Raw genomic sequence first — 12,850 nt, forward strand, 5'->3', positions numbered from 1 at the left:
GTGCCCGATCCTCCCGTAGTGTGAGCTCTCGCACCTGCACTCCACCGCGATGACGCGATGAAGGGACCACGCGATGCCTGCCGACTCCTCGACGACCTCGACTCCACGGGATCCATCGGAGACCTCGATCGATGACCGCCCTGATCTCTCCGAGGGCGAGCGTGCTCCCGCCGAGGGAGGCCGCACGATCCTCGTACGACGGCTCGGCCTGGCAGGCGGACTGGCTGCCGCCCTGCTCCTCTACGCGATCATGCCGGCCGACGTCCCGCACGGGGCGAAGCTCACGGCGGCGACCGCAGTGCTGATGGCCGTGTGGTGGATGACCGAGGCGCTGCCGATCCCGGCCACCGCCCTGGTCCCGCTGGTGGTGTTCCCGGTGCTGAACGCCGACGTCGGCTTCGACGACGTCGGCGCGTCCTACGGCAACAACATCATCTTCCTGTTCATGGGCGGCTTCATGCTGGCCCTCGCGATGCAGCGCTGGAACCTCCACAAGCGCATCGCCCTGGCGATCGTCGGCATGATCGGCACGAGCCCGTCCCTGCTGGTCCTCGGCTTCATGGTTGCCACCGGGTTCGTCTCCATGTGGGTCTCGAACACGGCGACCGCCGTGATGATGCTGCCGATCGGGGTGTCGGTGCTGCTGCTCGTGAACAAGCTGCGCCTCGAGGACGCCGCGGCGAAGGGCGAGGAGCCGGGGGAGGGCGTCGACCCGGATCCGACCTCCGACGGGCCCTCGAAGGCGGTGCGCTCGAACTTCGGGGTCTCGCTCATGCTCGGCATCGCCTATGCCGCCTCGATCGGCTCGCTCGCGACGATCATCGGCACCCCGCCCAACGCCCTGCTCGCCGCCCATATGAGCCAGGACTTCGGGATCACCCTGGGATTCGGCCGCTGGATGATGGTGGGCGCCCCGCTCGCCATCGTGTTCATGGTCATCGCCTGGCTCCTGCTCACCAAGGTGCTGTTCAAGCCCGAGATCACAGAGATCCCCGGGGGCGCGGAGCTCATCCGCTCCGAGCGCAGGGCCCTGGGGAGGATCGGCTCCGGCGAGGTCCGTGTGCTCGTGATCTTCGTGCTCGCCGCGCTCAGCTGGGTGTTCGTCCCGCTGCTGTGGGACCTGGTGCTCGGCGCGGAGCCGCCGATCAGCGATGCCGGCATCGCCATGGTCGTCGCCCTGCTGCTGTTCCTGCTGCCGGCCGGCGCCGCCCGCGGGGTGCGCCTGCTGGACTGGGACGCCGCGGTCAAGCTCCCCTGGGGCGTGCTGCTGCTGTTCGGCGGCGGTCTCGCGCTGAGCGCACAGTTCAGCTCCTCAGGTCTGACGGAATGGATCGGCCAGGTCACCGAGCTGATCGGTGGCCTGCCGGTGGTGCTCGTGGTGATGATCGCCGCGGCCGGGGTGCTGTTCCTCACCGAGCTGACCTCGAACACCGCGACGGCGGCGACCTTCCTGCCGGTGGCGACCGCCGTGGCGGTCGGGATCGGGATCGACCCGATGCTGCTGGCGATCCCGGTGGCGATCGCGGCGACCTGTGCGTTCATGCTCCCGGTCGCGACCCCGCCGAACGCGATCGCCTACGGCTCGGGGTATGTGCAGATCCCGCAGATGGCGAAGGCCGGCCTGTGGCTGAACCTGATCGGCATCGTGCTGATCACGGCGACCACGATGACCCTCGCGGTGTGGGTGTTCGGCCTCGTCTATTGACCCTGCTGGTGTCTCTGCGGGGGCGCGCCGCGGAGCGTGGTGACCGCCGCCCCCGCCGCGAGCACCACGGCGATCGCGACCACGGCCACCGTTCCCGGCCAGCCGGCGCTCTCGTAGACGTGCCCGATGGCCCAGCCCAGCACGCTGGAGCCCGCGTAGTAGGCGAGGTTGTACAGCCCGGTGGCCTGGGACCGCGCCCCGTCGGCGCGGGCCCCGGCCCAGCCGCTGGCGATCGAATGCGCGGCGAAGAACCCCGCGGTCATCAGGACCAGGCCGAGCAGCACGAGCGGCAGCGGTCCGGCCAGCGTGATCCCGAGGCCCAACAGCATCGTCGCCATCGCGCCGAGCAGCACCGGCAGCCGCCCCCGACGGAAGGCCGCCCTGCCCGCGAGCGGGGAGGACACGGTGCCGCCCAGGTAGGCCAGGAACACCAGTCCGATCAGTCCGGCCGGCACCAGGTAGGGCGGGGCGCTGAGGTGGAAGGCCAGGTAGTTGTACACCGCGACGAACCCGCCCATCAGCAGGAAGGCACAGGCGAACAGGCCCAGCTGTCCGGGATCACGGAGGGTGCGCCACAGGCGAGAGGGACGGGGTCCGGCCCCGGCGCGGCCGACGGTGGGCAGGAAGCGCCGCTCCCGGGGAGCGATGAGCACGAACGTCGTGGCGGCGAGTGCGGCCAACAGGGCGACCGCGGTCATCCCCGCCCGCCAGGAGAGCGCATCCGCGATCGGCGTGGCCACGACTCGGCCCAGCAGACCGCCCACGGTGGTCCCGGCGACGAACCAGCCTGCGGCGATGGCTCGGGCGTGCTCATCGACCTCCTCGGAGAGGTACGCCATCGCGAGGGCGGGCACACCACCCAGGGCGACACCTTCGAGGACGCGCAGCGCGAGCACGAGCTCGAAGGTCGGCGCCCAGGCCGCGACGAGCGCGAGCACCGTCGCCGCGGACACCGCGAACACCATCGCCCGCAGCCTGCCGAGCCGATCACCGACGAACGACCAGGGGACCACCGAGAGCGCGAGGCCTCCGGTCGCGGCCGAGACCGTCAGCGCGGCCTGCTCCGCCCCGATCGAGAGGTCGGCGGAGATCAGCTGCAGGATGCCCTGGGGCGAATACAGCTGGGCGAAGGTCGCCACCCCGGCGCACAGCAGCGCGACGAGCATGCGTCGGTACCCGGGCGAGCCGAGAGCATGGCCGGGTGTGACCTGTGCCCCCATCAGGAGAGGGAGGTGGGTCGGCAGCGCATGCCACCACTGTAGGCACCCAGATGGCCCCGTAGACTCAGGCCATCATGCGTCTGCTCTTCGCCGGTACCCCTGAGGCCGCCCTCCCGTCCCTGCGCACCCTGCTCGACTCGCACCACGAGGTCGTCGGGGTGCTCACCCGCGCCGATGCCCCCTCGGGCCGCGGTCGAAAGCTCACCCCGAGCCCGGTGACATCGCTCGCGCTCGAGGCCGGGATCCCGGTGCTGACCCCGACGACTCTGCGGGACGACGCCGTGCGCCAGCAGATCCGGGACCTCGCCCCCGATGCGGCCCCGGTGGTGGCCTACGGCAACCTGGTGCCCCAGGCCGCCCTGGACATCCCCGTCCACGGCTGGGTGAACCTGCATTTCTCGCTGCTCCCGCAGTGGCGCGGCGCCGCCCCGGCCCAGCGCGCCGTGCTCGCCGGACAGCGCGAGACCGGGCTGAGCGTGTTCCGCCTCGAGAAGGGTCTGGACACTGGGGACCTGATCACGACGGCTCCGACCACGATCGGCGAGTTCGAGACCTCCGGCGAACTGCTGGAGCGGATGGCCGAGGACGGTGCCCCCGTTCTGCTCCAGGCGCTGGATGCCCTCGAAGCCGGCACCGCGACCTTCACCCCGCAGGACGACACGCAGGCCACGCACGCTGCGAAGCTCTCCACCGCCGAGGCGCGCATCGACTGGACCCGACCTGCCGAGGAGGTCAGTGCCCATGTCCGGGGCATGAGCCCCCATCCCGGCGCGTGGACGACGCTGAGCGGCTCGCGCACCAAGGTCCTCGGTGTCGAGGCGGCACCGGAGCACGACCCGCTCGCCCCCGGGACCATCGCCGCCACCAAGCGCCAGATGCTCGTGGGCACCGGCACGCACCCCATCGCCCTGTCCCAGCTCGCCCCGGCCGGCAGGAGACCGATGCGGGCCGCCGACTGGGCTCGCGGTGCCGCGCTCCCCGCCGACGCCGCGTTCGCACGAGGGGACCAGGACGAGGATCAGCAGCAGGACGGAGCACAGGCATGAGCGACGCACGACAGGGACGTGGCCGGGACGACCGGTCCGACGATCGACGGGATGACCGGCGCGGGGGTCGACAGGACGATCGGCACGGCGGCCGCCCCCACGCAGGTCGTGACGACAAGGGTCGGGAACGGTCCGGATCGCGCGGGCAGGGCGGCCCGCGCCGCAGCTGGTCCGACTCCCGGCCCTCCGAGCGCAGCCGTCAGTCGACGCCATCGCGCCAGGTGGCCCTCGAAGGACTGCGCCTGGTGCGCGAGGACGACTCGTACGCGAACCTCGTGCTGCCGCGACTGCTGCGCTCCGCCCGGGTCTCCGGCCGCGACGCCGCCTTCACGACCGAGCTGTTCTACGGCTCGTTGCGCGCGCAGGGGCGCCTCGACGCGATCCTCGCGGCCTGCGTCGACCGGCCCCTGGTCGACGTCGACCCGGCGCTCGTGGACGTGCTGCGGCTGGGCGCCTACCAGCTCCTGGACATGACCGTCGCGCCCCACGCCGCGACCTCCGAGACGGTGGCGCTGGCCCGCGCGCAGGTGGGCGCCGGCGCTGCGAGCTTCGCCAATGCGGTGCTGCGCCGGGTCGGGGCGAAGAGCCTTCAGGAGTGGATCGACGAGGTCGCTCCGAACCGCGAGAAGGACCCCACCGGGCACCGCGCCGTCGTCCATTCCCACCCGCGCTGGGTGGTGCGCGCCCTGACCGATGCCCTCGCCGGGCACGGCCGTTCACGCGACGAGATCGACGAGCTGCTGGCCGCCCAGAACGCGGCGCCCGCGGTCTCGCTCGTGATGCGGCCCGGCCTCACCGACCTCGATGAGCTCATCGACAACGGAGCGAGCGCCGGCCGCCTCAGCGTCTTCGCCGCGTCCTGGCCGTCGGGGGATCCCGGCGGCATGGATCCGGTCAAGGAGGGACGGGTCGCCGTGCAGGACGAGGGCAGCCAGCTCGCAGCCCTCGCCCTCGCCCTCGGGGCCGATGACCTGGTCCGTGGTGACGACGCCCACTGGCTCGATCTGTGCGCGGGCCCCGGCGGCAAGGCGGCCCTGCTGGGCGGGCTCACCGTGGGGCACGACGCCGATCTGCTGGCCGTCGAGCTCCAGCCCCACCGCACCGAGCTCGTCGACCGGTCCGTGGCCACTCTGCGTGAGGCCGGCTGCGAGATCACGACGCTCACCGCCGACGGCACCACGATCGGCGCCGAGATGCCCGGCCGGTTCTCCCGGGTCCTGGCCGACGTCCCGTGCTCCGGGCTCGGCGCCCTGCGTCGTCGCCCCGAGTCGCGCTGGCGTCGCACCCCCGCCGACATCGGCCAGCTCAGCACTCTGCAGCGCAAGCTGCTGGGATCCGCCCTGGACGCCGCGGCCGACGGGGGAGTGGTCGCCTACGTGACGTGCTCCCCGCACCTCGCCGAGACCCGCCTGGTGGTCGCCGACGTCCTCAAGGGCCGCGACGACGTCGAGGAGCTCGACGCCCGTGATGCCGTGCGCGCCGGGGTGCTCCCCGCCGCGCAGCCCACGCTCGACCTCGGCGAGGGACCTGCCGTGCAGCTGTGGCCGCACGTGCACGGCACCGACGCCATGTACATCTGCCTGCTGCGCAAGAACTCCGCCGACAGCTCCTCCGACAGCTCCGCCCCCGATGTGGAAGGGACTCCGTCCTCATGAATGCCGCGTACTCGACCGATGGCCAGTACATCCATCCCAGCATCCTCAACGCCGACTTCATGGACATCGGCACCGAGCTGGACAAGATCTCCACCGCCGACAGCGTCCACGTCGACATCATGGACAACCACTTCGTCCCGAACCTCACCTTCGGCACGAGCATGGTCGAGCAGATCGTGCGTCGCAGCGCGATCCCCGTGGACGCGCACCTGATGATCGAGGACGCGGACCGCGAGGCCCCGGCCTACGCCGAGGCCGGTGCCTCCTCGGTGACCTTCCACCTCGAGGCCGCGACCGCCCCGATCAAGCTCGCCCGGGATCTGCGCCGCAAGAACGTCGAGGTCGGAGTCGCCCTGCGCCCCGCGACGCCGATCGAACCCCTGCTGGACGTCATCGGCGAGTTCGACGTGCTGCTGCTCATGACCGTCGAGCCCGGATTCGGGGGGCAGAGCTTCCTGGAGACCATGCTCCCCAAGATCCGTCGGGCGCGACGCGCGATCAGCGACGCCAACCTCGAGGTGTCGATCCAGGTCGATGGCGGGGTCAGCCGGGAGACCATCGAGCGCTGCGCGGAAGCCGGCGCCAACGTGTTCGTGGCCGGTTCGGCGATCTACCGCGCCCAGGATGCGGCCGACGAGATCTCCGCCCTGCGTGAACTCGCGAGAACTCACACGGCGCACTGAGTCCGGACGCCTCGAGCGGGGCTATCCTGGTCCCGTCACGACCAGTGACGTGCTCCGGGGTCGGTGAAATTCCGAGCCGGCGGTGATAGTCCGCGACCCGCTTCGGCGGTGGAGCCGGTGGAACTCCGGCACCGACAGTACAGCCTGGATGAGAGGCGCACGTCCTGCATGCCCCAGGGCGCTCTTCGCGCGCTCCGGAGCCATGCCGGAACCCTTTTCCCCCGGAGCCACTGCATCCGACGGCGAAAGGACCGACATGGATCTTCTGCAGTGGCTCTTCAACGCGCGAATCGATTTCGCGGGCGGCCAGTTCATACTTCTCCGCGAGGTGCTCGGCAACGTCTTCGGACTGCTCAGCGCGCTCGGCGGCATGCGACGCAAGGTCTGGGCCTGGCCCATCGGCATCGCCGGCAACCTGCTGCTGTTCACCGTGTTCATGGGGACGCTCTTCGGCAACCCCGAGGCGGTGGACCTGCTCGGCCAGGCCGGACGCCAGATCATGTTCATCCTCACCAGCATCTACGGCTGGGTTCGGTGGCGGCAGGCGCAGCACGACGGCGGAACCGCCGTCGAGCCCCGGTGGGCGTCGTGGCGCACCCGACTCCTGCTCGTGGTCGCCCTCGTCGGCGGCACGGCCGCGCTCACCCCGATCTTCCGGGCGCTGGGCTCCTACGAGCCCGTGTGGGCCGACGCCTGGATCTTCATGGGCAGCCTGCTCGCCACCTTCGGCATGGCCAAGGGCTGGGTCGAGTTCTGGCTGATCTGGGTGGCCGTCGACCTCGTGGGCGTCCCGCTGCTCCTGAGCGCGGGCTACTACGCGAGCGCCTTCATGTACGTCTTCTACGGGGCCTTCACCCTGATCGGCTTCTTCGTCTGGTGGCGCGTGCGCAACCGGCAGGACCATCGGGAGCGCGTGTCCGTGGAGACGGCGCACCTGGACCCGACCGTGCGCCGGAACTGACCCTGCTCCCGGTCTGACCCTTCTCGCGGACTGACCCTTCTCCCGAACTGCTCGTGCCCCCGCACTGCCCGAGGACCGGTGGGTGGTCGCCTTCGTCGACCGCCCGCCGGGGCGAGTACCCTGGTGGTGTGAAGGATTTCGAAGCATTGTTCGCCGAGCTGACCGAGAAGGCACGCACCCGCCCCGAGGGCTCCGGCACCGTCCGCGAGCTCGATGCCGGTGTGCATCAGATCGGCAAGAAGATCGTGGAGGAAGCCGCCGAGGTGTGGATGGCCTGCGAGCACGAGACGCAGGAGGATGCCGCGATGGAGATCAGCCAGCTCCTCTACCACCTGCAGGTCATGATGGTCGCCAAGGGCATCAGCCTCGAGGACGTCTACCGGCAGCTCTGAGCCGCCGCACGGCGCTCTGCGCACCCGCCACCCGGCACCGATCACCCGCTCGCCCCGCCCGGCGTCCGCCGACGCCTCACCATCATCACGGGCCGCCGCCGCGGCCGAGGAGGAACCGTGCTGCGCATCGCAGTCCCCAACAAGGGCGCCCTGTCCGAACCTGCCGCCGATCTGCTCGCGGAGGCCGGCTACCGCCGTCGCGGCACGGCCAAGGAGCTCGTGGTCGTCGACCAGGAGAACGACGTCGAGTTCTTTTACCTGCGTCCGCGTGACATCGCGGTCTACGTCGGCTCCGGCACCGTGGACGTCGGGATCACCGGTCAGGACATGCTCCTGGACTCGCGCACGCCCGCCCAGGAGATCCTCCCGCTCGGCTTCGCGCGCTCCACGTTCCGCTTCGCCGCAGCCGCCGGGCTCCACGAGGACGTCACCAGCCTCGCGGGCGCCCGGATCGCCACCAGCTACGAGAACCTCGTCGAGGACTATCTCGCCGAGCGCGGCCTCAGCGCCTCCGTGGTCCACCTCGACGGAGCGGTCGAGTCCTCGATCCGCCTCGGCGTGGCCGACGTGATCGCCGATGTGGTCGAGACCGGCACCACGCTGCGCCAGGCGGGCCTGGAGCCCTTCGGCGAGGCGATCATGACCAGCCAGGCCGTGCTGTTCTCCCGCCCCGGGATGGAGCTGGACGAGGCCGGTGCTCACTCCCTGGAGGTCCTCGAGCGTCGCGTCCGCGGCGTGCTGGTGGCCCGCGAGTACGTGATGCTCGACTACGACATCCCCACCTCCCTGCTGGAGACGGCGGTCGAGATCACGCCGGGCCTGCAGTCGCCGACGGTCTCCCCGTTGCACGGCGGCGAGTGGTCCGCCGTGCGCGCCATGGTGGACCGCCGCTCGGCCCACCGCATGATGGACGACCTCTACGACGCCGGCGCCCGCGCGATCCTGGTCACCGCCATCCAGGCCTGCCGCATCTGAGTCCCGAGATGTCCACCACCGAGCCGGCGCCGAGCGCGGGGGAGGTGCGGCCCACCCTCGTGATGCGGCCGCGGATGGTGCGCGTCTTCGCGTACCTCACCGGGGTGATCGTGCTGGGCGGCCTGATCGTCGGGGCCGTGATCATGCCCGGCTTCCTGATCGGCGGCCGGCTGGGCCTGGTGGCCGTGGGCGTGATGATCTTCTTCTTCTGCCATCTCGAGGCCTCCGTGCGCCTGGTCGCGCGGCCCCACGTGCTCGAGGTGCGCAATGTGTTCCGTGCCCGCACGCTCGACTGGGCGGAGATCGTGGACATCAGCTTCCCGATGGGGGACCCCTGGGCGCACCTGGACCTGGCGGACGGGACGACCCTCGCGCTCAACGCCATCCAGCGCTACGACGGGAAGCGCGCCATCCGTACGGCGCATCGACTGCGCGGCCTCGTCCAGGAGCGCGGAGAGGCCCATCTCTAGTTCGTAGCCCGTCCCTCGGTCAGCGAGGGGGGATCAGTCCCGCCGCGCAGCGCCCGGCGAGGGCCGCGTAGCGGAAGGCCTCCGGGTCCTCGCCGAGGCTGCGGCCCATGGTCGACAGCCGCACCGGCATCTCCTCGAGGGCATCGCGCAACCCCTTCGCATCGATCTCGGAAAGTACGTGCTCGGTGCCGCGAGCCCGCGCAGGTTTGACGATCGAGGTTTTCACCTGTTCGCGCACTGACGCATGAAAAGAGTTGTAGCGGTGGTCCGAGCGGGCGAGGATCGGCAGGTGCACCGGGGTGAGCGTCGCCCGGCCGTAGGTCGTCGCCGAATGATGGGACAGGCCCCGGTGGCGGTCCCGAGGATCGGCGTTGGAGACCCTCAGCGTCGCCACCGGCGCGCCGCCCAGCACGGCTGCGGCATGGAGATGCTCGGCGGCCTGCATGCCCGAGAAGCCCCAGCCGGTGCCCGTGCCGAGGTTCCCCGGGCCCTGGATGACCACGGCGACATCGGCACCCACCACGTGCTTGGCCCCCAGGAGCGCCGACTGCACCGTGACCGCCTCGAGGTCGCCGCCGAAGGACTGGCCGGCGCTGATCACGGAGGTGAGCAGGCCCGCCTCCCGCAGGCGAGCGGTGCTGCGCGAGTACGCGGCCGGCAGCGAGGCGCCGTCGGTGTGCACATAGACGATCTTCGCGCTGTGGCGCTCGGCGCGGATCCCGGCCACGAGAGCGGGCAGCGAGGAGTGGAGGTCGGCGACGAGCACCGGCATCCCTTCGAGGTCCTCCGCGTCCTGCATCGTCGCGTAGTGCTCGCCCTCCGGGTCGTCGATCGCCTCGACCATGGTCTGCATCGGCGTGTAGCGGGCCTTGACCATGTGTCCGGAGATCTGCTCCGGCGCGGGGAGCACATCGAGCCGGGCCACCACCATGGCGTCCCCGCCGGTGCCGAGCCCGCGGCGCAGGGCGTTGGTGTTCAGCAGCACTCTCTCGCCCAGGGCCGGGGTGCCGGTCAGCTCCGGATAGGCGATCGCCGACACCGTCTCCGCCTCCGCGTCCGTCTTCGCGTCTGTCTCGATCTCGACCTGCAGGCGATCCACCCCGTGCCACGATGCCCTCGTGCCGGTGACCGTTCCGCGTTCCCAGTGCAGCATGGGTCCAGCCTAGAGCCCTCAGCGCGCTCCGGCCGCTACGCTGGGCCGGTGGCCTCCAAGAGTGTGGAAAGACTTCTCAACGTCATCATGACGATCGGCTCGCGCCGCCGGATCGACCGCGCGAAGCTCTTCGCCGTGATCCCCGACTATGCACGGGCGACCTCCGAGCAGGCCGCCGAGCGGATGTTCGAGCGCGACAAGGCGGCGATCCTCGAGCTCGGGCTCCCGCTGGTGACCGACCGGGACGTGCTCGACGAGAACACCGTGTACTACCGCATCGATGCGGCGGAGTCCGGCGCCGTCCTCGACCTCAGCACGCAGGAGTACACCGTGCTGCTGGCCGCGAGCCGCGCCTGGGACGATGCCGCCGCCGGGGGAGCGGCGCGCCGGGTGCGCTCGAAGCTGCTCAGCCTCGGGCACGACGCCGATCCAGATCTGCTGCGGCGTACCCCTCGTGGCGCGGTCGAGTCGCTGCCCGTGCTCTCGCCGCTGCTGGAGGCCGTCACCTCCGCCCGCTCCGTGCGCTTCCTGTACCGCGGGACCCAGGGCGCCCCGGCCGAGCGGTTCGTCGAACCCTGGGTGGTCGGAGTCCACGATGGGCACTGGTACGTCCACGGCTGGGATCGCGACCGCTCCGCGCCGCGTCTGTTCCGCGCCTCCCGTATCGAGTCGTTCCCGGTCGAGGGCCCGCCGGCCGTCGAACCGCGCCCCGAGCAGACGGACCTCAGCGCCGTGCTCGATGCCCTGCAGGACAGCGACGACCGGGCCCGCGCCGTGGTCGAGGCGGCCCCGTTCAAGGCTCTGGCCCTGCGCGACCGGGCCGGTGCCCCGCTCGAGGCGCCACGGTTCACGCTCCCCGACCTGCCCCGGCCCGCAGCCCGCCGGCTGCTGCTCGCCAACATCCGCTGGCTCGAGCTCGTGGAACCGGCCGCCTGGCGCGTCGAGGTCGCCGAGGTGCTCGCGAACATCGCCGCGGCCCACGAGGGTGACGGTGACACCTCCGGGGTCGAGGGCGGCGCCGTGCGCACCGCCCCGCGGATCCGCACCACCCCGACCGGCAACGACACCCTGTCGCGGTTGATCTCCGAGGCGTCCTACGTGATGAGCCGAGGAGAGGTCGACCTCGCCGAGCTGTCCTCCGCGCTCGGCATCTCCGAGAAGCAGCTGATCACGGATCTCCAGGTGCTCTTCGTCTGCGGGGACATGGGCACCGGCTGGGAGGACTTCATCGAGGCGGAGTGGGAGCACGGGATGGTGCGCGTGCGCAACGCCGAACCCCTGCGCCGCGCGCTCCGGCTGAGCGCCGTCGAGATCACCGCGCTGCTGGCCGGCCTCGCCGCCCTCGAGCCCTCGGCCGGGGACACCGAGGGCATTGTGGCCAGCGCCCGGCAGAAGCTGCTCGCGGGTATGACCGAGCAGGCGGGATCCGACGACCCCGTCGAGCCGCCCACCCGCGCCGAGCTCGCGGAAGCAGCCTCGGTCGACGAGATGGCGTCGCGCACCGCAGATCGCGCCGAGGCGATCCTGACCGCGGTCCAGCAGGCGATGCAGGCCGACGACGACTCCGATGCCTCCGAAACGTCCGAGACATCCGAGACGTCCGAGACGTCCGCGGCCTCCGCGGACCCTGAGGGTTCCCGGCTCACGATCCGCTATTCCTCCGTCGATCGACCGGGCACCAGCGTGCGCCGGATCCGGCCGTTGCGGATCGAGACCGACGGGGCTCGTTCCTACCTGCTCGCCGACTGCGAGCTCGCCGAGGCGCAGCGGAAGTTCCGCCTGGACCGGATCGTCGAGATCCTGCCCGCCGCCACCCCGCAGTCCCGGCCGGATGCCGGTGACGGGCCCGACCTCGGCGGCCGCCTGGACGGCGATGTCTGGCTGCGCCTGGACCCGCCGGGACAGTGGGTCGCCGAGTCCTTCGGCGCTGCCGAGATGCGCGATGGGGACGGCGGCATCCTCTATGCGCGGCTGGACCGTCCGGTCCGCGTGGCGCTCGTGGACGCGGTGCTGGAATCCTCCGGTGCGGTCGAGGTGCTGTCCCCGCAGGAACTGAGAAACACGATCGTGACCGTGACGCAGGCCGCGGGCGCACGTCACACCCAGCAATAGCCGTTACTCTGGGACGACCCGCCGAGCGGCGGGCCGGATCGCTCACCGAGCGGTCCGTCACGCGCCCCATCCACTGTGGGATGATGTGTGCGCCCGTGCAGATCGCGGCGCAGTTGAAAGGGAATTTCATGGGTATGTTCAGAAGCCCCTGGGCGATCGTCGTCGTCGTTCTGGTCGTCGTGCTGCTTTTCGGCGCCAACAAGCTTCCCGGTCTCGCGCGCAACATGGGCAAGTCCATGCGCATCTTCAAGACCGAGGTCGAGGAGATGCGCGGGGACGACAAGAAGGACGAGGTCGACGACATCGACGAGCCTCGTCGCTCTTCCCGCGAGGATCGCCCGCGTGATGACCGTCCCCGCGACGATCGTCCGCGTGACGACCGTCCGCGTGATGATCGTCAGTACGATCCCCGCGACGAGGCCGAGCGCGAGCCCGTGCGCCCGCGCGAGGACGGCGACTCCTACCGTCGCGACTGAGC

The 12,850-nt window shown here is 71.1% G+C and carries 12 protein-coding genes and 1 riboswitch; of the genes, 10 read left to right on the forward strand and 2 right to left on the reverse strand.

Going from position 1 to position 12,850, the window contains the following annotated elements:
* Positions 1-73: 73 nt before the first annotated feature.
* Positions 74-1,705 (forward strand): SLC13 family permease, encoded by a 1,632-nt coding sequence (locus ACT3T5_RS04840; RefSeq protein ID WP_444593731.1) that lies wholly within the window; start codon positions 74-76, stop codon positions 1,703-1,705.
* Here the strand turns inward: ACT3T5_RS04840 and ACT3T5_RS04845 are convergent.
* Positions 1,699-2,925, reverse strand: coding sequence for an MFS transporter (locus ACT3T5_RS04845; RefSeq protein ID WP_444576873.1), 1,227 nt, complete (start codon positions 2,923-2,925; stop codon positions 1,699-1,701). The genes ACT3T5_RS04840 and ACT3T5_RS04845 overlap by 7 nt on opposite strands.
* A gap of 74 nt (positions 2,926-2,999) precedes the next feature.
* Between ACT3T5_RS04845 and fmt the strand changes: the two genes are divergently transcribed.
* The 7 genes from fmt to ACT3T5_RS04880 all read left to right on the forward strand — a co-directional run bounded on the left by fmt (position 3,000) and on the right by ACT3T5_RS04880 (position 9,107).
* Positions 3,000-3,971 (forward strand): methionyl-tRNA formyltransferase, encoded by a 972-nt coding sequence (gene fmt, locus ACT3T5_RS04850; protein WP_444576872.1) that lies wholly within the window; start codon positions 3,000-3,002, stop codon positions 3,969-3,971.
* Positions 3,968-5,626, forward strand: coding sequence for an RsmB/NOP family class I SAM-dependent RNA methyltransferase (locus tag ACT3T5_RS04855; protein ID WP_444593732.1), 1,659 nt, complete (start codon positions 3,968-3,970; stop codon positions 5,624-5,626). The genes fmt and ACT3T5_RS04855 overlap by 4 nt, the downstream gene beginning before the upstream one ends.
* Positions 5,623-6,309, forward strand: a complete 687-nt coding sequence (gene rpe / locus ACT3T5_RS04860) for a ribulose-phosphate 3-epimerase (protein WP_444593733.1) — start codon at positions 5,623-5,625, stop codon at positions 6,307-6,309. The genes ACT3T5_RS04855 and rpe overlap by 4 nt, the downstream gene beginning before the upstream one ends.
* A 46-nt stretch (positions 6,310-6,355) precedes the next feature.
* Positions 6,356-6,473: riboswitch (FMN riboswitch) on the forward strand.
* Positions 6,474-6,565: 92 nt separating this feature from the next.
* Complete coding sequence (pnuC, locus tag ACT3T5_RS04865; protein ID WP_444576869.1) at positions 6,566-7,270, forward strand: nicotinamide riboside transporter PnuC; 705 nt, start codon at positions 6,566-6,568, stop codon at positions 7,268-7,270.
* A gap of 128 nt (positions 7,271-7,398) precedes the next feature.
* Positions 7,399-7,662 (forward strand): phosphoribosyl-ATP diphosphatase, encoded by a 264-nt coding sequence (locus ACT3T5_RS04870; protein WP_441448836.1) that lies wholly within the window; start codon positions 7,399-7,401, stop codon positions 7,660-7,662.
* A gap of 117 nt (positions 7,663-7,779) precedes the next feature.
* Positions 7,780-8,637 (forward strand): ATP phosphoribosyltransferase, encoded by an 858-nt coding sequence (gene hisG, locus ACT3T5_RS04875; protein ID WP_444593734.1) that lies wholly within the window; start codon positions 7,780-7,782, stop codon positions 8,635-8,637.
* Positions 8,638-8,645: 8 nt separating this feature from the next.
* Positions 8,646-9,107 (forward strand): PH domain-containing protein, encoded by a 462-nt coding sequence (locus ACT3T5_RS04880; protein WP_444576867.1) that lies wholly within the window; start codon positions 8,646-8,648, stop codon positions 9,105-9,107.
* Between the two features lie 19 nt (positions 9,108-9,126).
* Here the strand turns inward: ACT3T5_RS04880 and ACT3T5_RS04885 are convergent, their stop codons facing one another.
* Positions 9,127-10,260, reverse strand: coding sequence for a DUF3866 family protein (locus tag ACT3T5_RS04885; protein ID WP_444576866.1), 1,134 nt, complete (start codon positions 10,258-10,260; stop codon positions 9,127-9,129).
* Between the two features lie 48 nt (positions 10,261-10,308).
* Here ACT3T5_RS04885 and ACT3T5_RS04890 point away from each other — a divergent pair, with 48 nt between their 5' ends.
* Positions 10,309-12,372, forward strand: a complete 2,064-nt coding sequence (locus ACT3T5_RS04890) for a WYL domain-containing protein (protein WP_444593735.1) — start codon at positions 10,309-10,311, stop codon at positions 12,370-12,372.
* A 95-nt stretch (positions 12,373-12,467) separates the two neighbouring features.
* The gene (gene tatA, locus ACT3T5_RS04895; RefSeq protein WP_444576864.1) at positions 12,468-12,848 is read left to right on the forward strand and encodes a Sec-independent protein translocase subunit TatA; all 381 of its coding nucleotides are present in this window, start codon (positions 12,468-12,470) and stop codon (positions 12,846-12,848) included.
* The last annotated feature ends 2 nt before the right edge of the window (positions 12,849-12,850 follow it).

The sequence above is a fragment of the Brachybacterium sp. AOP3-A1-3 genome (assembly GCF_052378285.1).
Lineage (GTDB): Bacteria > Actinomycetota > Actinomycetes > Actinomycetales > Dermabacteraceae > Brachybacterium.

What these genes read in the sequence shown, in the direction of transcription:
- ACT3T5_RS04885 (WP_444576866.1), bottom strand. Translation starts at nt 10,260, where the DNA reads ATGCTGCACTGGGAACGCGGAACGGTCACCGGCACGAGGGCATCGTGG.
- pnuC (WP_444576869.1), top strand. Translation starts at nt 6,566, where the DNA reads ATGGATCTTCTGCAGTGGCTCTTCAACGCGCGAATCGATTTCGCGGGC.
- ACT3T5_RS04880 (WP_444576867.1), top strand. Translation starts at nt 8,646, where the DNA reads ATGTCCACCACCGAGCCGGCGCCGAGCGCGGGGGAGGTGCGGCCCACC.
- fmt (WP_444576872.1), top strand. Translation starts at nt 3,000, where the DNA reads ATGCGTCTGCTCTTCGCCGGTACCCCTGAGGCCGCCCTCCCGTCCCTG.
- ACT3T5_RS04855 (WP_444593732.1), top strand. Translation starts at nt 3,968, where the DNA reads ATGAGCGACGCACGACAGGGACGTGGCCGGGACGACCGGTCCGACGAT.
- ACT3T5_RS04845 (WP_444576873.1), bottom strand. Translation starts at nt 2,925, where the DNA reads ATGGGGGCACAGGTCACACCCGGCCATGCTCTCGGCTCGCCCGGGTAC.
- ACT3T5_RS04840 (WP_444593731.1), top strand. Translation starts at nt 74, where the DNA reads ATGCCTGCCGACTCCTCGACGACCTCGACTCCACGGGATCCATCGGAG.
- rpe (WP_444593733.1), top strand. Translation starts at nt 5,623, where the DNA reads ATGAATGCCGCGTACTCGACCGATGGCCAGTACATCCATCCCAGCATC.